Genomic DNA, 21,540 nt, shown 5'->3' on the forward strand with positions numbered 1-21,540 from the left:
TCTCCTTAGGGGCGTTCGGGATCAGCCGGCTGCCAGGGTGAAGATCCGCAGGTCGCGGTTCTTCGGCAGCGTCACGCTAACCGGTGTCTTGCCCGTCGGGAAGGTGAACGGGGCGGTCGCGAAGATGTGGGTGGTGACGTTGTCCTTGCCGCCGCCCGCTTCGTTCCGGTACGGCGTCGTGGCGACGATCAGGTTGCCGTAGTGGACGGTGTCGCCGCCGCCGCCGAGGGTCCAGTCGCTGAAGGACAGGTCGATCGGGGCGGTGCTGCCGTCGGAGTACGTGAGGGTGGCGGTGGTCTGCTGGTTGCCGTTCACCGCACTGCCGACGAAGGAGAGCTTCGTGGCGCCCGCAGGGAGGTTCAGGTTGAGCAGTTGCCCGTCCGCAGGCACGTTGTCGGGATCACCGACCGGTACTGCGGGCCACGTGAACGTCAGGCCCTGCTTGGTGACAGTGGCGCCGGGGACGAGTCCCGCCGCGGATAGCGCCTGGCGGGAGTAGCTGACGCCACCACCGTCGTAGTCGGCCTCGTTGTGGTCACCTGCGTCGTCAGAGGCCGCTACACCTTCGCGGAGTACGGAGAAGGAGTTCGGCTCGCCCACAACGACGGTGAAGCCCAGCCGGGGCAAGGCAGTGCCATCCGCTGCTTGCAGGGCCACAGTGACCGACGAGCGGCCGTCCGGAGTACCAGGGGCTGCCGTAATGGTCACTGGTGCACTGCCTACGCCACTGGCTGGGTCCACCGTGAATGTGCCACTTGCAGGAGACGCTGTGAGGCCCGCCGGCGTTGTCACGGTGTACTTGACTGTCGTCGCGTTCCCGCTGAGCCGGTGTGCCTTGATGGCCACCGGAGCGCTGGTGGTCCCGGGAGCGACTACTACTCGGCTGGTGTCGGTAGAGGTCTGGAACGGGATCTCCCCGGTCCGCCACGAGCGCGGTGCGTCCTTGGCTGCGCTGCCCCACGCGGTGTTGGGGGTAGTACCGAGGTGGAAGTCGAGCGTGCCGCCGTGCTTGACGAAGTCCTCGTCCAGCCAGGCCTTGGTCGAGTTCTGGCCGTTCACACTCAAGCTCTGGACGTACTGCGCGGGTGCCTCAGGTGCGGTGATCTCGATCGACTTGCCGTGCTTGCGGTGGATGATCGCGTGCGGGAACAGCGGTGCGCCCACCTGGAGGTCAGCCCGGCTCGGTACGTCCGGGTACAGGCCGAGGGCGGTCCACACGTACCAGGACGACATGGCGCCCAGGTCGTCGTTGCCTGGGATGCCGCCGGTGGTGGTGTTCCACAGCTGGGTCATCGCCTGCCGCAGCGTCTCCTGCGTCTTGTACGGCTGCCCGGTGTAGTTGTAGATCCAGGGGGTGTTGATCGACGGCTCGTTGTCCATCTCCGCGTGCAGGTCGCCGGAGTGGGTCAGGGCCCAGTTGCCGTTCGGGTCCTTGAAGAACGCGTCCAGCCGCTCGCTGGCCTTCGCCTGACCGCCCATCGCGTCGAACAGCCCGGCCCGGTTGTGCGGGATCATCCACGTGTACTGCGCGCTGCTGCCCTCGGCGAACCCGTCACCCGTCGCCGGCTCGAAGCCCGGCCAGGCGCCGTTCTCGTCCCGGTTCTGGATGTAGCCGCCGTTCTCGGGGTTGAACACGTTCTGCCAGTACTGCGAGCGCTTGAGGAACTGGTCGTACGTCTTCGAGTCGTTGGTCTTCAACGCCAGCTGGGCGATGGCGAAGTCCGCGGTGGTGTCCTCGAGCGTCTCGACGGCGCCACCCCAGGCGTTCGACTTGGTGGGGATGTAGTGCAGTGCCAGGTACTTGTCGAGCGAGGGCCGCTGGCCGATCGACATGACCGGCTTGCCCGCCGAGCTGAGGTCCTTGGCCGTCGGTACGGTCGCGGCCTTCACCAGCGACTTCAGAGCGTCGCGGGCGTCGAAGTTGGTGCCGCCGAACGCGTAGATGCCGGCAACGGCGGGTGCCGCCGGGTCACCGGTCATGACCGCAGTACTACCGGAGGCGTGCGTCCAGCGGTCCCAGATGCCGCCGTTCTGGTCGGCCTGGTTGAGCAGCGACTGCGCGATGTCCCCGGCCTTGCGAGGCTCCAGGAGAGTCAGTAGCTGTACCTGCGACCGGTAGACGTCCCAGCCGGAGAAGGTCGCGTACTGCGCCTCCTGTACTCCCTTGACGCGGTGCTTCTTCTGGTCGAAGCCCCAGTACTCGCCATTGACGTCGCTGTACAAGTTCGGGTGCAGCAGTGCGTGGTACAGGGCGGTGTAGAAGGTAGTACGCGATGCAGGCGTACCGCCGTCGACCTCGATCTTGTTGAGCTGATCCCGCCAAGCCTGCTTGGCCTTCGCGGCAGTCGTCTCCAGGGAGGTGCCCTGGGGGTTCTCGACGTTCAGGTTGGCCTGGGCGTTCTCCTGGCTCACGTAGGAGATACCGATGCGCATGCCGACGTTCTTGGCGTCGAAACCGACGTATCCGCCCGAGCCCTTGTTGGCGGGCATCCAGCCGTCAGGCCCGTACGTCGTACCGCCCTGGGCGCTCGTGCTGCCAGGAGTGACGGTCGTGTCCTTCCAAGTGCCCGTCTTGGCGAAGGGCTGGTCGAACTCGGCCACGAAGTGCAGCGTGTAGTAGCTGCGCTGGCCGACGGAGGCCAGGTAGCCGCAGAAGTTGCCACTGGTCACCGAGCCGCTGACGGTCCGCTTGACCGGGTCGATCGTCACCTGGGCGTCGCTGCTGCCCACTTCGGAGTTGGAGGTGCGGAAGAGCAGCGAGGACGGCTTGTCGGCCGGGAACGCGAACTTGGCCGAGCCGGTGCGTGCACTGGCCGCCAGCTCGGCGGTGACGCCGGAGTCGAGCCCCACCTTGTAGTAGCCGGGCTTGGCGACCTCGTTGGCGTGGGAGAACGTGCTGGCGTACGTGGCGTCCTTCGCGTCCGCCTGGGGAGAGGTGGTGACCTCACCGGCGTACGGGAAGATCGGGATGTCGCCGGAGCCGCCGGCACAGCCGGTACCCGACATGTGGGTCAGGCTGAAGCCGCGGATCTTCGTGGCGTCGTACAGGTATCCACCGGGCGCTGCCGTGCGGTAGGCGTTGCCCCTGCTCGTCTCCGGGCTGAAGGAGAACATCCCCTGCGGCGTCACCGCGCCGGGGAAGACATTGCCCAGGTTGGACGTACCGATGAGCGGGTCGACGTGCTCTGTTGGGTCCACGGAACTGGTGGTGATCCGCGACGAGCCGGTTGCCTGGGCAGCGCGCAGACCGGGCGGAGTGGTGTCCGGCGTGGCTGTGGTCGGCTGGCCTGTCCCACCAGCAGCACCTGGTGGTGCCGGACTGGGGCCGGCGAGTGCGGAGGTTGTCAGCGAGACGGCTGCGATCACAGATCCAGCCAGTACTACGGACGCGCGGCAGCGCAGGGCGGACTTCTTCAAGGGGTTCCCCACCTTCGACGTCGATTCACGGGCGGCGTGACATCGTTGTCAGCATTGATAGCCGACACCGCCGAGCAACGTCAAGGGATCGCCCACGATCCGCAACCCCCCAACCCCGTAGCGCTACCTCGCCGCCCCAGCCCCCAGCTCCCAGCCGCCAGTCAGCCCACTTTGTGCACCGGCTGAGCGTCCTACTGGCGAGTATTTGCCTACCTGGTGCACAAAGTGGAGCGGGTGGTCATAGGTTGTGGGCTGGTTCGTGGTGGGGTTGGTAGAGGCCGAGGGTGCCGCCGCCGGGGAGGCGGATGGTGGTGAGGATGCCCCAGCGTTGTTCCTGGGGCGGGTCGGGGAACAGGGTTCGCTCGCGGTTTAACCGGGTACAGTGTACTCAGTTTGATCTTCGAGAGGGGCTGGATGTTGGAGAAGAAGTGGTTGGTGGCTGGGGCTACGGCGGCGGGGCTGGTGCTGGGGTTGGTGCCTGGGACGGCTATCGCGGTGGGAGCGCGGTGCGAGGCGGTGGAGATCCCGGTGGCGATGAGCGCGGGCAGGCCGGTGGACGCCAGGATTTCGGGGACCCTGTGCCGGCCGCGTGGGCGGGATCGTGGGGTGTTACAGGTGCTGCTTGCAGGTGGCGGGTACGACCGGAACTACTGGAGCTGGCGGGGTGACTCGCGCGGGCCGTCGTACGTGGAGGCGATGAATCGAGCGGGGTATGCGACCTTCGCGCTCGATCGGATCGGGACGGGGGAGAGCTCGGCGCCGTCGAGCGCCGCCTTTGCGCCGGACAGTCAGGTCTTCACGATTCACCAGGTACTGCGGAAGTTTCGGCACGAGCGGGTCGTGCTGGTCGGGAACTCGCTCGGGTCGACCATTGCGCGGATGATCGCGGTGCGCTACCCGGCCGGCGTGGACGGTCTGATCCTGACCGGTGAGTCGAGCACGCCCAACTGGGCGGCCTTCGAGCAGTTGGGTGCCGACTTCATCACGGCCGCCGAGCATCCGCTCCTCAAGAGTCGCAAGCTCGACGACGGTTACGGCGTACTACGTCCTGGCGTACGGCGGAGCTGGTTCTACTACGGGCCGACCGCTGCCGACCACATCGTGGCTCGCGACGAGGCGAACCCGGAGCCTGATGTCTTCCCGAGCGACCCGGAGTTCGGCTCGGTCGACCTCAACCGCAAGATCAAGGTCCCCGTACTGGTCGTAGTCGGTCAGTATGACCGCCTGATCTGCGGCCAAGGCGCCTCCGATTGCTCCAGCTCAGCCGCGTTACTGGCCGGCGAGCGCCCGTACTACGCGCCGAACGCCGACCTCGAGGCATTGGCCGTCCCGAACACCGGCCACGTCCTCAACCTCCACCGCACAGCGCCGGGCTTCTATCCCCAACTGGCCCACTGGACACAGCGCCACATCCGCTAGAAGCCTTCGCCGAGCGGAGCCCTGACGCCGAGGCGAGGGCGGCGGCCACTCTGCCCATCGGCAGGTGCTGATGTCACGGCGATTACCGTTTGGGGCATGACGAAGCCCGAGTTGGCGGCGGTACTGGGGTTGGAGCGGCATCCGGAGGGTGGTTGGTTCCGGGAGACCTGGCGGTCGGAGGTGTCGTTCCGGCCCGACGGGTACGACGGGGAGCGGGCCAGCGCGACGGCGATCTACTTCCTCCTCGCGCCGGGGGAGGAGTCGCGCTGGCACAAGGTGCGGTCGGCGGAGATCTGGCTGTGGCACAGCGGCGGCCCCCTGACACTCGAGCTCGGGGGCACCGGTGATGAGCCCGGTGAGTCCGTGGCGATCACGCTCGGCCCGGACGTGAAAGACGGCCAGCACCCGCAGGCCGTAGTACCGGCGGGTGCTTGGCAGGCTGCGCGGCCGGCGGGGGATCAGCCGGTCCTGGTCTCCTGCATCGTCTCCCCAGGCTTCGACTTCGCCGACTTCACGATGATCTAGATCAGTAAAATGATCTAGGTCAGTACGGTCGCCAGTGCCTCATAGCCGGGCAGCAGGTCGGGTCCTTCCTTGCCGAGTTGCTGCACGACGACCTGGTCGGCGCCGGCCTCCAGGTGCGCCTTGAGGCCCTCGGCGATCTCCACTGCCGACCCGTGCAGGACCAGCGAGTCGACCAGGTGGTCGCTGCCCCCGTCGGCGAAGTCATGGTCGCTGAAGCCGAGCCGCTTCAGGTTGCTCGTGTAGTTGGTGAGCCTCAGGTAGGTCGCCAGGTAGTCGCGGGCGACGACCCGGGCGATCTCGTCGTCGGTCTCCAGCACCACCTTCTGCTCGGGCGCGAGCAGTACTCCCGCGCCGAGCGTCTCGCGGGCCCGGCGCGTGTGCTCGGGAGTGGTCAGGTACGGCAGCGCGCCGGCCGTCCGCTCGGCCGACAGCTTCAGCACGCGCGGTCCGAGGGCCGCCAGCATCCGGCGGTCCGCCGGGACCTTGCCGTCGTCGAGCGCGTCGAGGTAGTCGACGATCGTCTCGTACGGCGTCTTGTACTGACCGGTGTGCTCCGGGTGCCCGATGCCGACTCCGAGCACGAACCGCCCAGGGTGCTCGGACTCGAGCCGTTGGTACGACTCGGCCACCGCGGCCGCGTCGGACTTCCAGATGTTCACGATGCTGGTTCCGACCACCGCAGTGGTGGTGGAGGCGAGCAGCACCTCTGCGTCGCGCAGGTCCTCGGTGGGAGAGCCACCGAGCCAGAGCGCGCCGTAGCCCGCCTTTTCGACCCCCGCCGCAAGCTCAGGGCCCCACTTGTCCGCCTGGTGCCAGACTCCGAACCGTCCCAGATCGACCGCCACGTCGTGCTCCTCTCGTCGTTATTCCGAACACAGCAACAGCGGGCGGACCATCATTCCAGCCTGGATCTCCGCACCTGGCAACGATGGCAGAAGCAAGCATCCCAGACTCCGCCACAGGCGCAACGGAATCTCGTTCAGTGATCAACCTTCCGGGTTTCCCGTTCGGGTACCGGAAAGTAGCTGAACGGGTTAAGAAATGCCTGCTGTGAAAGGGAGCTGTAAAGATTAACGGGACTGCCACGCGGCATTCCTGCGCGTCGGCGGCCGACAGGACCAACCCGTCGAGTGGTATGAACCCGACGGGCTTACACTCGGCAGCGACCTGGCGTTCCCTACCCCTCGAAACGCCCGGGCCGCGGACCACAACGATGTGAGCCGCCGGCGACTCGGAGGCAATCGGCCGGGTCGTCACCTGGATACGGAAGAAGGGCAAGTTGTGAAGGTCGGAGTTCCGAAGGAAGTCAAGAACCACGAGTACCGGGTGGCGATCACCCCGGCCGGTGTGCACGAGTTCGTGCGCAACGGGCACGAGGTTCTGATCGAGCAGGGCGCCGGTACCGGTTCGCTGCTCACCGATGCGGAGTTCGTCGCCGCGGGCGCCCGCATTCTCCCCACCGCCGACGACGTCTGGGCGGAGGCCGAGCTCGTCTTGAAGGTCAAGGAGCCGGTCGCCGAGGAGTACCACCGGATGCGCAAGGACCAGGTGCTGTTCACCTACCTGCACCTGGCCGCGAGCCGCGAGACCACCTCCGCGCTGCTCGACTCCGGGATCACGGCGATCGCCTACGAGACGGTCCAGCTGCCGGACGGCTCACTGCCGCTGCTGGCCCCGATGAGCGAGGTCGCGGGCCGGCTGGCACCGCAGGCTGGTTCGTACCACCTGATGGCCAACGGCGGCGGCCGCGGCGTCCTGATGGGCGGTGTCTCCGGTGTGCACTCGGCCCGGGTCGTCGTCATCGGCGCCGGTGTCGCGGGGATGAACGCGGCGGCGATCGCGCTCGGCATGCAGGCCGAGGTGCAGCTGTTCGACCGCAACATCGCCCGGCTGCGCGACGCCGACCGGACCTACCAGGGCCACCTGCGCACGGTCGCGTCGAACGCGTTCGAGATCGAGAAGGCGGTGCTCCAGGCCGACCTGGTGATCGGTGCGGTCCTGGTCACCGGTGCGAAGGCGCCGAAGCTGGTCAGCAACGAGCTGGTCTCCCGGATGAAGCCGGGCAGCGTGCTCGTCGACATCGCGATCGACCAGGGCGGCTGCTTCGAGGACTCGAAGCCGACCACCCACGCCGACCCGGTCTACAAGGTGCACAACTCGCTGTTCTACTGCGTCGCGAACATGCCCGGCGCGGTCCCGAACACCTCGACGTACGCGCTCACCAACGTGACGCTGCCGTACGCCGTCGACCTGGCGAACCTGGGCTGGCGCGAGGCGCTGAAGCAGGACCACCCCCTCGCGCTCGGCCTGAACACGCACGCCGGCCACATCACCTACGGCCCGGTCGCGGACGCGCACGGCCTCGACCAGCTGAAGCTCGACGAGGTGCTCGTCTGAGCCGGGACATCACGCGGGCGGTCAGCTCCTACCTCGACCATCTGACGGTCGAGCGGGGACTGGCCGCCAACACCCTGGCGTCGTACCGCCGCGACCTGCGCCGGTACGACGCCTACCTGGCGGGCACTGGCATCGACAGCCTCGGCCGGATCTCCGAAGCCGTCATCGGCGAGTTCCTGATGCGCCTGCGCGAGGGGGACGCCGACCACCCGCCACTGACCGCCTCCAGCGCGGGGCGGACCGTCGTAGCGGTCCGTGGGTTCCACAAGTTCCTCCTGCGCGAGGGGCTGACCGCTGTCGACCCGGCGGCCGCAGTGAAGCCCCCCGCTCCGCCGCAGCGGTTGCCGAAGGCTCTGTCCGTCGACGAGGTGACCCGGATCCTCGCTGCTGCCGCAGGGGCGGAGGCAGAGCCCGCAGTACTGGCAACTCGGGATGCTGCGCTGCTGGAGTTCCTCTACGGGACTGGTGCGCGGATCTCCGAGGCTGTCGGGCTGGACGTCGATGATGTCGACCTGGAGACCGGCGCGGTGCTCCTCCGCGGCAAGGGCAGCAAGGAACGCGTCGTACCGGTCGGGCGCTACGCCCGCGACGCGGTGTCGGCGTACCAGGTCCGTGGCCGGCCGGACCTCGTGCAGCGGGGTCGTGGGTCGCATGCGCTCTTCCTGAACGCCCGCGGCGGCCGTCTCTCCCGTCAGAGCGCCTGGACCGTACTGCGACGTGCGGCGGAGCGGGCCGGGATCGCCAAGGAGATCTCGCCGCACACCCTGCGCCACTCGTTCGCCACCCACCTGCTGGACGGCGGCGCCGACGTACGGGTCGTGCAGGAGCTGCTCGGTCACGCCTCCGTCACCACCACGCAGGTCTACACGCTCGTCACGGTCGACAAACTCCGCGAGGTCTACGCAACCTCCCACCCCAGGGCGCTGTCTTCCTCTTAACTAGGGCACGTGGCAGATCAGAAGACCTCTGAGGAGCGGCACGCCAGCTGGCTGGAGCTGTTCTTCGACCTGACGGTGGTAGCGGCCGCCACTCAGATCTCGCACCGGCTGCATGGCGCGGACAGCATCGGCCAGGTAGCGGCCTGCGCAGCGATGTACTACGCGATCTGGAGCGTCTGGACGACCACCAGCATCTACGCGAACGTGGCCGGCGAGCGGACCCGGAGCCGTGCGGTACTGCGCACCATGCTCGGCATCGCGGTGATGGCGGCGGCCGTACCGGGGGTGTGGCCGGAGCTGCTCCCCGGTGAGCACGAGGAGCTGAAGGGGCGGACCGCTGCCTTCGTGGTCGCCTTCCTGGTGTGCCGCGTGATCGCGTCGAGGTCCGCGGCCAGAGACGGACAGGTGATCACCTTCTGGCCGGCTACCCAGAGCGTCATGGCTACGCCCTGGGTGATCTCGATCTTCGTGCCAGACACGGTCGCCTACTGGCTGTGGGGAGTGGCGATCGCGGTAGACCTGCTCTTCTCGATGCTGGGCGCCCGGAACCCGCGCTCGATCGAGGAGATCACTGAGCGCGCCCGCAGACGCCAGGAGCAACAGGACCGGCAGCAGGAGCGCAGGCTGGCCCGGCTGATCGAGCGGGGCATCGCTCCGGACCAGTTACCGAGCCGGCCGACGACGTACCTCTCAGTGGCGCAGGTAGAGCGTGGGCACCTCGACGAGCGGCTCGGCCTGTTCGTCATCATCGTGCTGGGTGAAGCGCTGGCCCAGGTCGTCGCGTCCAACACCGAGGAGGTCTGGACCGTTCAGGTGGTCCTTGCCTCGCTCGCCGCCTTCCTTGTGCTGGTCGTGCTCTGGCAGCTCACCACCCTGTACGGCTTCAGCCCAGCACCACGGACCACTGCGCCGCTGGAGCCGTGGCAGTCGCTCCCGGCCCACCTGGGCGTCACCGCCTCGATCGTCGCCATCGCGACGGGCTTCGGCGCGCTGATCCCCGCCGCGGCCGAGCACGTCCACGACAAGGACCGGTGGTACCTCTTCGGCGGGCTGGCCCTGTACTTCGTCACCAGCCTCATCGCCGGGCTCGCAGGCAAGGCCCCGCTCCGCTGGTACCTGGGCTGGCTCGCCCCGTGCCTCCTGGCCGCAGCCGCCGTCGCGGTCTTCGGCCATCCCCTCACCGGCTGGGGTCTCGCCGCCCTGGCCTGGGCGATCCTGCTCTGGTTCTCGACCTACAACAGCCTGCCCGAACTCCGGGCGAAGGTGCTGCGGGTAGTGCGGTACGAGCGACCGGTACCCACCGGACGGTAATCCGCAGCGGTGTGCGATCATTTGGTCACGTTCGGTCACTCCAACGGGGTGATCGGGCCTGTCCGGAAGTACGGCCGACCCCGCTGCGGAGTGGCTGGTTGAGAGTGCTTCAATGCACGCTTACAGTCGCTGGGATCGCCCGTATCGGTTGAAAGGTTTGACGAGTCATGAACGAGTCGACATTCCCGGGCACCCAGCACCTGTCGTCGTCGACGGAACCGATGTCGCCGACTCCTGACCCGGCGCCCGCCACGCCCGTGACACCAGCACCGTCACCAGCACCCACACCAGCACCGACGACCCCGGTTCCGCCCCGGACCGTCACCCCACCCAGTAACTATGCGGAGATGCCCCGGCCGACGGCCAAGCTCACCGCGGAGGACATGCACCCTGTGAATGACGCGAACGGCGCGAAGGGCAAGATCGGGCCGACCGGACGGCCGCTGCCCGACCTGCCGGACGTCCTGCCGCCGACCCGGCGCGGTCCCGCGCAGGTGATCGCGATGTGCAACCAGAAGGGTGGCGTCGGCAAGACCACGACGACCATCAACCTGGGCGCCGCGATCGCCGAGACCGGGCGCAAGGTGCTGCTGATCGACTTCGACCCGCAGGGCTCGGCCTCGATCGGCCTCGGCGTGCAGCCGCACGACCTGGAGATCTCGGTCTACAACCTGCTGATGCAGCGCGACATCACCCCGGACGAGGTGATTCAGGCGACCAAGGTGCCGAACCTCGACCTGCTGCCGGCCAACATCGACCTGTCCGCGGCCGAGGTGCAGCTGGTCCAGGAGGTCGCCCGGGAGTACACGCTCTCCCGCGTGCTCGAGCCGATCATCCCGCTGTACGACGTGATCCTGATCGACTGCGCGCCGTCGCTGGGGCTGCTCACCGTGAACGCGCTGACCGCGTCGAACGGCATCGTCGTCCCGCTGGAGTGCGAGTTCTTCGCGCTCCGCGGCCTGGCGATGCTGACCGACACGATCGGCAAGGTGCAGGACCGGCTGAACCCGAAACTGGAGATCGTCGGCATCCTCGGCACCATGTTCGACGGCCGCACCACGCACGCCCGGGAGGTGCTCGACCGGGTCGTTCAGGCCTTCGACGAGCGCGTCTTCCACACCGTCATCCGGCGTACCGTCAAGTTCCCCGAGACCACCGTCGTCGGCGAACCGATCACGACCTACGCGCCGTCCTCATCTGCGGCTACCCAGTACCGCGACCTTGCCAAGGAGGTGCTCGCGCGTTGTCCCGCCGGGTAAGCCTGCCAGGTGCCAGTGAACTCTTCGGGGGTGCGGCACCCAAGCAGACCAGACCCGAGAAGCGCACCACCACTGACGGATCGTCGCTGGCCGACGACCGCCCCGGTCCGAACGGACGCGGCCGAACCGCCGTCGTCGAGGACCGTAAGTCGAGTGGACGGATCCGGCACGACACGAAGATCACCGTGTACGTGACGGAAGAAGAGCTGCTCGGACTGGAACAGACTCGGCTCGCGTTGCGGGCCGAGCACGGCTTGACCGCCGATCGCGGCCGGATCGTCCGGGAGGCGATCGACGTGCTGCTGGCCGATTTCGTCGACCACGGACCGGACTCCGTGCTGGTGCAGCGGCTCCGGGCCGCGGCTCCGGAGTGACCCGGCGATGAGTGACGCCCTGGCTCCCGAGGCCTCCGCTGCTGCCGCGGCGGAGACCCCGGAGCCGCCGATCGACCTGCCCGGGGTGCCTGACCCGGAGTCGCCGGTGGTGGCCGAGGGCAAGGGCTTCAACGTCCACCTGGTCAACTTCGAGGGTCCGTTCGACCTGCTGCTGCAGCTGATCAGCAAGCACAAGCTGGACATCACCGAGATCGCGCTCTCGGTGATCACCGACGAGTTCATCGCCTACATCAAGGCGCTCGGCTCGGAGTGGGACCTCGACCAGACGTCGGAGTTCCTGCTGATCGCGGCGACGCTGCTGGACCTCAAGGCGGCCCGGTTGCTGCCGCAGGGTGATGTCGAGGACGCGGAGGATCTGGCGCTGCTGGAGGCGCGGGATCTGTTGTTCGCGCGGTTGCTGCAGTACCGCGCGTTCAAGCAGATCGCGGCATTGATGCAGGTCCGGATGGCCGAGGAGGCCAAGCGCTTCCCGCGCGCGGTGGGGATGGAGCCACGGTTCGCGGATCTGCTGCCGGAGGTGTTGCTCGGGGTCGACCCCGTGGGTCTGGCGAAACTGGCCGCGCGGGCGCTGGCGCCGAAGGCGGCCGTAGTACCGGAGGGTGTTTCGCTGGCGCACCTGCACGCGCCGGCCGTCACCGTGCGCGAGCAGGCGGTGGTGATCATCGACCGGTTGCGGCAGCAGCGCAGTCTGACGTTCCGGATGCTGGTGTCGGACTCGCCGGACACGGTGACGACGGTATGCCGGTTCCTGGCGTTGCTGGAGCTGTTCCGGGAGGCGGCGGTCACCTTCGAGCAGGAGACGCCGCTGGGGGAGCTGACGGTCGTCTGGACCGGCACCGACGACGGTGAGATCGCGGTCGGCGACGAGTTCGACGAGGTACCAGCGGTCGAAGGCGAGGACGGCGAGGCACCGGTGGTGCCCGACGAGCCCGACTTCCTCGAGCCCGGCGAAGAACTGACCGCCCCCGACGAGCCCGACGACGCTGGCGATTCCGACGATGCTGGCGATTCCGGCGACGCTGGCGACGAGCCCGCCGGGCCGCAGTCCGAAACCGAGCCCGGAACCGGGCCGGAGGAGCACGAGACGGTGGAGCAGTGACCGACAACCAGACCCCGACCGACCTCCAGGAGCCCGCCGACGCCGCCACGGCAGACGCCCTGGACTCCAGCACCAGCACCGAAGAACACCTCGCCCCAGCCGACGACGCTGTACCGGCCGACGAGGCTGCACTGACCGACGACGCCGTAGTGGCCGAGGAAGGTGCCGTGGACGAGTCGGCGGACGACGTACCGGTCGAAGAGAGTGTCGTGGACGGGCCGGCGGAGGACATCACTGACGCCGTACCGGCCGAGGAGACTGCGGCGGACGACAGACCGGTGGAAGCGGGGGCCGTTGCTGAGGTGGCGCCTGCTGAGGGGGTGCCGGTGGAGGGGGATGTGGCGGCGTTGCTCGATGCGGAGCCGGGCGATGTGGTTGTGCCTGAGGACGCCATCGACGACGGCACCATGCGACGGGCGCTGGAAGCGATCTTGATGGTGTCGGACGAGCCGCTGCCCGCCTTGATGCTGGCGCGGTCCGTGGCGCGTGCAGTAGCCGACGTGACAGCTGCGCTGGCCGGGTTGGCGGCGGAGTACACCGAGCAGGGGCGCGGGTTCGATCTGCGCGAGGTCGGCGGTGGCTGGCGTTACTACACGCGGGAGGACACGGCTGCGTACGTCGAAGCGTTTGTCCTCGACGGCCAGCAGTCGCGGCTGACCCAGGCTGCGCTCGAGACGCTCGCGGTGGTCGCGTACAAGCAGCCGGTCAGCCGTGCCCGCGTCTCCGCCATCCGCGGGGTGAACGTCGACGGCGTCATGCGCACGCTGATCAGCCGGGGCCTGCTCGAAGAAGCCGGCCCCGACACCGAGTCGCAGTCCACGCTCTACCGGACCACCTCGTACTTCCTCGAGCGGATGGGCATGCAGTCCCTCGACGACCTGCCCGAGCTGGCCCCGTACCTCCCCGACATGGACGACATGGAGGAGGAACTGGCCGCCCAGGCAGCCGCCGCCGCGGAACCCGTCCCGTCCGAAGAAGCCCCGGCCGCACCCGAAGACGACGACGGCCCACTCGAGAACGACCTCGCCCCACCAGCACCCCCCACCGACCTCGACGCCCCTGCCGAAGAGCCCGACGAGGAATCCGACGACGCCGACGAGCCATCCGACGAGGCCGACGCCGACGAACTGCCTGGAGACGAGCAGCCCGACGCTGAGGTGAACGCCGCCGAGCCGTCCGACACCGCCGAGCTGGTCGATGACGAGTCGGGTGACGCCGAGTCGGGCGACGGGGCCGGGGAGCGCGCGGTGGGTGACGGCGAGCCGGGCGATGGTGACGTGGATGGCGATGCCGGGTGGGCCGATGGTGAGGTTGTCGGTGTGGGGGACGACACTGTGGATGGGCCCGTAACGGGTGGTAGTGGCGAGAGCAAGAGTGGGATGGATGACTGACGAGCACGAGGGTGACACCGGCGAGAGCGCTGAGAGCAGTGAGCGCGGCGAGAGCGGCGAGAGCGGCGAGTCGGGGCTCCGGCTGCAGAAGGCGCTGGCTCAGGCGGGGATCGCGAGCCGGCGTGGATCGGAGATTCTGATCGAGCAGCGCCGGGTCGAGGTGGACGGCCAGGTGGTGACCGAGTTCGGCACCCGGGTCGACCCGGCCGTCTCGGTGATCCGCGTGGACGGGGTACGGATCCCGCCGATCACCGCGCACGTCTATCTGGTGCTGAACAAGCCGCGCGGCGTCGTCACCACGATGTCCGACCCGCAGGGTCGGCCGTGTGTCGCCGACTACGTGCACGACCGCCCCGAGCGGCTGTTCCACATCGGCCGGCTCGACACCGACACCGAGGGCCTGCTGCTGCTCACCAATCACGGTGAGTTCGCGCATCGCCTCGCGCACCCGTCGTACGAGGTCTCGAAGACGTACGTCGCCGAGGTGGAGGGCAACGTCAAGCCGGCCGTCCTGCGCCGCCTCACCGACGGTGTCCACTTGGAGGACGGGTTCGCGCAGGCGGACACGGTCCGGGAGATGACCAGCATCAAGGGCCGCACGCTGATCCAGATGACCCTGCACGAGGGCCGCAACCGGATCGTCCGCCGGATGTTCGACGCCGTCGGCCACCCGGTCAAACGCCTCACCCGTACTGCGATCGGCCCGGTCCGCCGCGGCAACCTGCACACCGGCGAACTCCGCGAGCTCGACAGCAAGGAACTCGGCCAGCTCCTCGACCTCGTCGACCTCTGACCGGCCCGCACCGCCACCACACATCAAAGGCGCCCTACCTCCGTACTCCGGGCGTAGGGCGCCTCGCGTTCCGCAACCATCAGCGAGTTGGTGTGTGGTGGCGGTCCGGGGTCACTCGCCGTTCAGGTTGCCCGCTTCGGGGGTGTCCAGGAACTGGCGTGCGTAGAACTGGTCGTCGAAGGTCCCGGTGACCTTGCCGAGGCCCTGGATGACCGTGGCCGTCCCGTTGGCGTGACTGACGGCGTACAGCTGGCCGCTCTTGGTGTCCTTGTCGATGCCCAGCAGCAGCGTGCTCTGGGTGCCGCACTTCTCCGCCACCAGGGTCTCGAAGCCCTGCCAGCCGCTACTCCGGATGAGCTTCACGACCGGTGTCAGCGCCCCGGTGGTGGGCACCCGGACGGAGTAGAGGGCGCCGGCCGCGGTGTTGGCCAGGAACGTGTCGTAGGTCCGCTTCTGGCTGATCAGCGTCATCGTCTTGATCCCGGTCGGCAGTGCTGACGTGAACTGCCTGTTGTGCCAGCCCTTGGAGTCCACGGTCCAGCGGGTGAGCCGGCCGGTGTCCTGCAGTGCATAGGTGTTGTAGCGGCTGTAGGTGAAGCCCTCGGTGTAGGTCGACTCCTCGAAGTACGTGTAGTCGACGCCCCAGCCGCCCCCGATCTTGGTCGTGCCGAAGGAGCCCGGGTAGACCTCGGTGCCCGTGCCGTCGGTGGTGTAGCCCATTGCGTACATGTCGGTGCCGAGCACCAGATAGCCGTTCACCTGCACGCCGCCCGGTACGACGGGCTCCCGCCCGACGGCGCCGGCCAGTCTGGCCTTGCCGTCCGGGTACAGGCCCTTCGGGCCCATGAACGGTGCGGATGCCGACGGTGGCTTGGTGGCACTGACCCCGAGCTGTTTGTCATCGCCGCCGGGCGTCACCGTGCTGAGCCCCATACCGCAGACGTTCGCCGCGGTCTGCGCGTTCGCGGTCGCCGGTACCAGCGCGGCACCCAGCATGGTCAGGCCGGCCAGTACGGCAGCGCCACGGACAGTGATACGAGTCGTCATCAGTTCCCCTTGTTCCCCAGTGGTCGTTCACTTCTCAAGAGGCTTGATGCAGCTGTCGGCCGGAAGGTTGCGGGCAACGAAGCGGAAACGGCGCGCCTGAGACGTCACCCGATTGTCGGAAGGGGGTCGTAGGGTGGGGACTGTGAACCGGCGAATCTTCGGCCTGGAGAACGAGTACGGAGTCACCTGCACTTTTCGCGGTCAGCGCCGACTGACCCCCGATGAGGTGGCCCGGTACTTGTTTCGGCGCGTCGTGTCCTGGGGGCGGAGCAGCAACGTCTTCCTCCGCAACGGGGCGCGGCTCTACCTCGACGTGGGCTCCCACCCGGAGTACGCGACCGGCGAGTGCGACTCGGTCACCGACCTGATCGCACACGACAAGGCAGGGGAGCGGATCCTCGAGGGCCTGCTCGTCGACGCGCAGAAACGGCTGCACGACGAGGGCATCTTCGGTGACGTCTACCTGTTCAAGAACAACACCGATTCGGCCGGCAACAGCTACGGCTGCCACGAGAACTACCTGGTCAGCCGGCATGGCGACTTCGCCAAGCTCGCCGACGTACTGATCCCGTTCCTGGTCACCCGGCAGCTGATCTGCGGCGCCGGCAAGGTGCTGCAGACGCCGCGCGGCGCCGTCTACTCGGTGAGCCAGCGCGCCGAGCACATCTGGGAAGGCGTCTCCAGCGCGACGACGCGGTCCCGCCCGATCATCAACACCCGCGACGAGCCGCACGCGGACGCCGAGCGGTTCCGCCGGCTGCACGTGATCGTCGGCGACTCGAACATGTCCGAGACCACGATGCTGCTCAAGGTCGCCAGTACCGACCTGGTGCTGCGGATGATCGAGGCCGGCATCGTGATGCGCGACCTCACCCTGGACAACCCGATCCGGGCGATCCGCGAGATCAGCCACGACATGACCGGTAAGCGCGAGGTCCGGCTGGCCAACGGCCGCGAGGCGAGCGCCCTGGACATCCAGGGCGAGTACCTGAACAAGGCCCGCGACTTCGTCGACCGCCGCGAGCTCGGCACGCCGGCGGTGGAGCGAGCACTGAACCTGTGGGAGCGCTGCCTGAAGGCGATCGAGTCCGGCGACCTGTCCGGGATCGAGCGCGAGATCGACTGGGTGATCAAGTACCGGCTGATCGAGCGCTACCGCCAGCAGAACAACCTCGGTCTGGCCAGCCCCCGGGTCGCCCAGCTCGACCTGGCCTACCACGACATCCACCGCCCGCGAGGTCTGTACTACCTGCTCGAGCGCAAGGGCGCGGTCACCCGGGTCGTCGACGACCTGCGGGTGTTCGAGGCCAAGTCGGTGCCGCCGCAGACGACGCGGGCCCGGCTGCGCGGCGAGTTCATCAAGCGGGCGCAGGAGCGCAGGCGCGACTTCACCGTCGACTGGGTGCACCTGAAGCTGAACGACCAGGCCCAGCGGACCGTGCTGTGCAAGGACCCGTTCAAGTCGCATGACGAGCGGGTGGAGAAACTCATCGCGAGTATGTAGGTGGCTCTCCCCCCAGCCGACTCATCATCGGTCCCTTATGACCAGATAGCTCGCATCGCTATGACAGCTCACGTCGGCAATCTGGTCATAAGGGACCGATGATGAGTCGGTCAGGGGTTGAGGGGGCGGGCGGGGGGAGCTGTGAGGTGGCTGGGAGCCTGCTGTGCGACGCTGCGTGACGTGACCGAACGGTGACTGAGGTGGCTGGCGTGCGCCTTGTCCGCGCAGGCTAGGGTGGGCGAGTTCATCTGGCCGCATATCCAGGCGGGCCCGCCGTAACAGGCACCGCCGTGAGATTTCGAGGTGCTCGTTCGTGCGCAAGCTGTTGAGTCTGGTCGCGGTGTTGGCGCTGGGGTCTTCCCTGGCCGCCTGCGGCTCCGATGATTCCAAAGCCGGGGGCGACTTCGGCAAGACCGGGATCAAGGTGACCGAGGAGTTCGGCAAGAAGCCGACCGTCACCCACAAGGACGGGGAACCGGACAAGGCCCTGGTGACCGACGTCCTCAAGGAGGGCGACGGCCCCGAGGTCAAGAAGGGTGAGCTGCTCACCGCGAACTACCTCGGCCAGATCTGGCGTGACGGCAAGGTCTTCGACAACTCCTACGACCGCGGCGCACCGTCGTCGTTCCCGATCGGGATCGGCGGCGTCATCAAGGGCTGGGACGAGGCGCTGGTCGGCAAGAAGATCGGCAGCCGGGTGCTGATGTCGATCCCGGCCGACAAGGGCTACGGACCGGCCGGCGGCAACGAGCAGGCCGGTATCACCAAGGACGACACGCTGATCTTCGTCGTTGACCTGGTCGGTGCGGCCGGCAACGACTCCAAGCTGGACGCCGATCCGGTCGCGTCGCTGCCCGCGCCGTTCAAGATCACCGGCGAGCTGAACGCCGAGCCGAAGGCGACGCTTCCGGCCGGCACCAAGGCGCCGGCGAAGCCGGGCAAGCCGATCGTGGTTGCCACCGGCAAGGGCAAGCCGATCGAGAAGGGCACCCAGCTGATCGGCCGCTACGTCGTCTTCGACTACACCGGCAAGAAGCAGGCGAGCACCTGGGACCCGCAGCCGGCGTCGGAGACCGCTCCGGCCCAGCCGGGTTCGCCGACCGACAAGCTCCAGGTCGGCCCGGGCCCGAAGGGCGAGGCCGGCGCACTGGACGGCCTGGCGGGGATCCCGATCGGTAGCCGCGTTCTGGTCGAGCTGCCGGCCGCGAAGGATGCCAAGGGCAAGGTCACCAGCCCCGCGGCCTTCGCGATCCTCGACATCTTCAACGCCTTCCCGGCACCGAAGCAGCAGTAACACCCCGAGCACAGTGGTGGGGGTGGGGTGGCGGTACTTCGGTACCACCACCCCACCCCCACCCTTTTTGCGTCAGCTCCTGGCTTTGAACCAGCGGTTGGCGTCCGGCTGGTACATCAGCACCACACCCGCGATGACTGCCATCACGTGCACACTGCGGAACGCCGCGAAGGCGGCGAAGTCCGCGGTGACGTCGATCGCGCCGAAGTTGCCGTCGGCCAGCAGCCACTGGATCGGGCCGACGATGAGCGTCGCCATGCCGACCACGCCCAGCAGGCCGGCCAGTAGGTGGCGGGACCAGTTCCGGCCGAGGCGGAAGAACTTGTCGATCACGACGAACAGCCCGCCGTAAATGATGGTCCGGAAGGCGATCTGGGTCAGCAGAGCCGGCCAGGGGATCGAGCGGTCGCCGAGGGCGCCGATCACGCCGAGGATCGACTCGGCCACTCCAGCGCCTACCGCGAGGAACCAGGCGGCGGTCGCCGCGCGGACCGCGACCGGCGGTTCGGTCCGCACGGTGTCGTGAATCGAGAGGTTGCGCTGCGTGGTTGCCATGCTTCCACTCTCGACCTCCCGGCCGCCCGGTTCAGGAGTACTGAGCCCCCGATCCGGGTGGTGGTACGTCCACCAGCCCGGCTGCGTGACGGCCCGCTGCGGCGGCTGCCTCGAAGTACGCGCGGTCTGCGTCGAGGTCACGGCCCATGGTCGACAGCTTGACCGGAGCGTCCCGCAGGGCGTCGTACAGGCCATCTACCCCGACCCGTACTACCCGGTGCCGCGCCTTGAGCGGCTCGGCTGCGTCGCGGACGGCGTCACCGAAGTCGCCTGACAGATCCGGTACTACGACGTCCGCCGGCTGCAGCGCCACCCGCCCGTACGCCGTGAGGCTGTGGTGCGAGATGCCGCGATGCCGTGGTCGCGGGTCGGCCTCGGAGATGCGCAGCGACGCCACGGCCCGGCCGCCCAGAGTGCCGACCGCGTTGACGGCTTCACCCGACTGGACGCCGGAGAAGCCCCAGCGGGTGCCAGTACCCAGGTTGCCCGGGCCTTGCGTTAGTACGACGACCTCAGCCGCCAGCACGTGTACTGCGGTCAGCAACCCGGTGTGGACCGTAACGGCCTCGCGGTCGCCGCCGTACGCCTGCCCGACCGTCACTGTCCCACCAAGCCAGCCGGCGTCGCGCAGTGCGGAAACAGTGCGCGAGAACGCCAACGGCAGCGCTCCGCCGTCGGTCATCACGTAGACGACCCTGGTACCAGGGCGAGCCTCGAACACCCCGGCCAGTACGGCGGGTAGCGCGGAGTGCAGGTCAGCCACGACTACCGGCGTACCGAAGAGGTCGTCGGCGTCGCGCAGTACTGCGTGGTCTGGTGAGTCCTGCTCATCGGCACCGAGCACCATGGACTGCAGCGGCGTGTAGCGGGCCTTGACCAGGTGCCCGGTCTCCGGCGGGTCCTCCGGCAGCCGGTCGGGGATGGCGACGACCAGCGCATAGCCGCCAGTGCCCAGACCCCGGTCCAGCGCGCCCACATTGAGCAGCACCCGATCGCCCACCACAGGCGAGCCCACGAGGTCCGGGTACGCCAGGGATCGGACAGCGCGATCACCAACGGCCACTGTCAGTTCCTGCGCTCCGGACCAGCTCCGCCCGAGCTCACTCACGATTCCTTCACGCCACCGCATCACAGAGATGACCCTAATAGATCCGAACACCTGTTCGGCGCGGAACGGCCCGGTTTGCGACCCTTACCCCGTAAGGTGGTCGGGTGTCGGCGCGGAAGAGTGAGCGGCTGCTCAATTTGGTGATCTGCCTGCTGGTCGCGCGCACGTACGTGACCAAGGAGCGGATCCGCGAGGTGGTCGAGGGCTACGCCGGGCAGACCGACGACGCCTTCGAGAAGATGTTCGAGCGCGACAAGGACGAGTTGCGCGACCTCGGCATCCCGATCGAGATGGGCACCATCGACAAGTTCTTCTCCGACGACGTCGGCTACCGGATCCGGCGTGACGTGTTCGAGCTGCCGGAGGTCCACCTGGAGCCCGACGAGGCCGCCGTCCTGGGCGTCGCCGCGCGGGTCTGGCAGCACGCCAGCCTGGCCGAGGCGACCACGTCGGCCGTGCTCAAGCTGAAGGCCGCCGGGATCCAGACCGACCAGTCCGCACTGAGCGCGATCGAGCCGCACGTCGGCGCCTCCGAGCCTGCCTTCGACCCGATGTGGTCGGCCGTCGTGAGCCGTACCGTGGTCCGGTTCGAGCACACCCGCAGCGGCAGTTCCGAGTCGACCACCCGCACCCTCGAGCCGTGGGGCATCGTCTCGTGGCACGGCCGCTGGTACGTCGTGGGCCGGGACCGCGATCGCGAGGCGACCAGGATGTTCCGGCTGTCCCGGATCGGCGGCAACGTCCGTACGGTCGGCCAGCCGAACGCGTTCACCGTGCCCGAGGGCACCGACCTCAGGTCACTGGTCAGCGAGCTCGCGCCGGCGCGGCCGACCTCCGAGGCGAAGGTCCGGGCCCGGACGGGTTCGGGCGTGAGCCTGCGCCGCCGGGCGAACGCAATCGAGCCGTACGAAGAGGGCTGGGACCTGCTGCACGTCCCGTACGCCGACGCCGAGGTGCTCGCCGAGGAGATCGCGTCCCTCGGCCCGGACGCCGTGGTCGTAGGCCCGGGCGACGTACTCGACGGCGTTCTGCGGCGCCTGCGGACCATCGCGGGGGTGCCACAGTGAGGGAGCGCAGCGAGCAAACCA

General features: G+C 68.3%; 16 protein-coding genes and 2 pseudogenes. 13 read left to right on the forward strand and 5 right to left on the reverse strand.

The genetic code is table 11. From position 1 onward, the window contains the following. Positions 1–21: 21 nt before the first annotated feature. On the reverse strand, positions 22–3,417 hold the full coding sequence (locus G3I17_RS23460) for a GH92 family glycosyl hydrolase (RefSeq protein WP_275402526.1): 3,396 nt from the start codon (positions 3,415–3,417) through the stop codon (positions 22–24). A 435-nt stretch (positions 3,418–3,852) separates the two neighbouring features. Between G3I17_RS23460 and G3I17_RS23465 the strand changes: the two genes are divergently transcribed. Further along, complete coding sequence (locus G3I17_RS23465; RefSeq protein ID WP_203590641.1) at positions 3,853–4,836, forward strand: alpha/beta hydrolase; 984 nt, start codon at positions 3,853–3,855, stop codon at positions 4,834–4,836. A gap of 96 nt (positions 4,837–4,932) precedes the next feature. After that, positions 4,933–5,361 carry a cupin domain-containing protein gene (locus tag G3I17_RS23470; RefSeq protein ID WP_164599730.1) on the forward strand — a complete coding sequence of 143 codons (429 nt, stop codon included), beginning with the start codon at positions 4,933–4,935 and terminating at the stop codon, positions 5,359–5,361. A gap of 14 nt (positions 5,362–5,375) precedes the next feature. Here the strand turns inward: G3I17_RS23470 and G3I17_RS23475 are convergent, their stop codons facing one another. Further along, positions 5,376–6,206 (reverse strand): LLM class F420-dependent oxidoreductase, encoded by an 831-nt coding sequence (locus G3I17_RS23475; RefSeq protein ID WP_164599731.1) that lies wholly within the window; start codon positions 6,204–6,206, stop codon positions 5,376–5,378. A gap of 436 nt (positions 6,207–6,642) precedes the next feature. Between G3I17_RS23475 and ald the strand changes: the two genes are divergently transcribed. The 8 genes and pseudogenes from ald to G3I17_RS23515 all read left to right on the forward strand — a co-directional run bounded on the left by ald (position 6,643) and on the right by G3I17_RS23515 (position 14,944). Further along, positions 6,643–7,758 carry an alanine dehydrogenase gene (ald, locus tag G3I17_RS23480; protein ID WP_164599732.1) on the forward strand — a complete coding sequence of 372 codons (1,116 nt, stop codon included), beginning with the start codon at positions 6,643–6,645 and terminating at the stop codon, positions 7,756–7,758. Positions 7,759–7,766: 8 nt separating this feature from the next. Next, complete coding sequence (gene xerD, locus G3I17_RS23485) at positions 7,767–8,696, forward strand: site-specific tyrosine recombinase XerD (protein ID WP_343238399.1); 930 nt, start codon at positions 7,767–7,769, stop codon at positions 8,694–8,696. Between the two features lie 9 nt (positions 8,697–8,705). After that, positions 8,706–10,007: a low temperature requirement protein A gene (locus G3I17_RS23490; protein ID WP_164599733.1), complete on the forward strand. Its 1,302-nt coding sequence runs from the start codon at positions 8,706–8,708 to the stop codon at positions 10,005–10,007. A 383-nt stretch (positions 10,008–10,390) separates the two neighbouring features. After that, positions 10,391–11,266 carry a ParA family protein gene (locus tag G3I17_RS23495; RefSeq protein WP_203590677.1) on the forward strand — a complete coding sequence of 292 codons (876 nt, stop codon included), beginning with the start codon at positions 10,391–10,393 and terminating at the stop codon, positions 11,264–11,266. Positions 11,267–11,406: 140 nt separating this feature from the next. Further along, a pseudogene (locus G3I17_RS41005) lies at positions 11,407–11,640 on the forward strand (cobyrinic acid a,c-diamide synthase); the annotation flags it as partial. A gap of 7 nt (positions 11,641–11,647) precedes the next feature. Beyond that, a complete protein-coding gene (locus G3I17_RS23505; protein ID WP_164599736.1) occupies positions 11,648–12,760 on the forward strand; it encodes a ScpA family protein in 1,113 nt (370 codons plus the stop codon). Positions 12,761–13,167: 407 nt separating this feature from the next. Continuing rightward, positions 13,168–13,773: pseudogene (gene scpB, locus G3I17_RS23510) on the forward strand (SMC-Scp complex subunit ScpB); the annotation flags it as partial. 370 nt (positions 13,774–14,143) lie between these two features. Further along, complete coding sequence (locus tag G3I17_RS23515) at positions 14,144–14,944, forward strand: pseudouridine synthase (protein WP_203590642.1); 801 nt, start codon at positions 14,144–14,146, stop codon at positions 14,942–14,944. Between the two features lie 111 nt (positions 14,945–15,055). On the opposite strand, the gene G3I17_RS23520 is transcribed toward G3I17_RS23515, so the two are convergent. Beyond that, positions 15,056–15,991 carry a hypothetical protein gene (locus G3I17_RS23520; RefSeq protein ID WP_164599737.1) on the reverse strand — a complete coding sequence of 312 codons (936 nt, stop codon included), beginning with the start codon at positions 15,989–15,991 and terminating at the stop codon, positions 15,056–15,058. 142 nt (positions 15,992–16,133) lie between these two features. Here G3I17_RS23520 and pafA point away from each other — a divergent pair, with 142 nt between their 5' ends. Together pafA and G3I17_RS23530 are read left to right on the forward strand one after the other, a co-directional pair. Continuing rightward, the gene (gene pafA, locus G3I17_RS23525) at positions 16,134–17,495 is read left to right on the forward strand and encodes a Pup--protein ligase (RefSeq protein WP_164599738.1); all 1,362 of its coding nucleotides are present in this window, start codon (positions 16,134–16,136) and stop codon (positions 17,493–17,495) included. Between the two features lie 313 nt (positions 17,496–17,808). Continuing rightward, complete coding sequence (locus G3I17_RS23530; protein WP_164599739.1) at positions 17,809–18,789, forward strand: FKBP-type peptidyl-prolyl cis-trans isomerase; 981 nt, start codon at positions 17,809–17,811, stop codon at positions 18,787–18,789. Between the two features lie 72 nt (positions 18,790–18,861). On the opposite strand, the gene G3I17_RS23535 is transcribed toward G3I17_RS23530, so the two are convergent. Together G3I17_RS23535 and G3I17_RS23540 are read right to left on the reverse strand one after the other, a co-directional pair. After that, on the reverse strand, positions 18,862–19,344 hold the full coding sequence (locus G3I17_RS23535; RefSeq protein WP_164599740.1) for a hypothetical protein: 483 nt from the start codon (positions 19,342–19,344) through the stop codon (positions 18,862–18,864). Positions 19,345–19,375: 31 nt separating this feature from the next. After that, complete coding sequence (locus G3I17_RS23540) at positions 19,376–20,452, reverse strand: DUF3866 family protein (protein WP_343238388.1); 1,077 nt, start codon at positions 20,450–20,452, stop codon at positions 19,376–19,378. Positions 20,453–20,556: 104 nt separating this feature from the next. On the opposite strand from G3I17_RS23540, the gene G3I17_RS42210 reads away from it, so the two are divergent. Beyond that, complete coding sequence (locus G3I17_RS42210; RefSeq protein ID WP_164599742.1) at positions 20,557–21,519, forward strand: WYL domain-containing protein; 963 nt, start codon at positions 20,557–20,559, stop codon at positions 21,517–21,519. Positions 21,520–21,540 lie beyond the last annotated feature (21 nt).

The sequence above is a fragment of the Streptomyces sp. SID13031 genome (genome assembly GCF_010548305.1).
Classification (GTDB): Bacteria; Actinomycetota; Actinomycetes; order Propionibacteriales; family Kribbellaceae; genus Kribbella.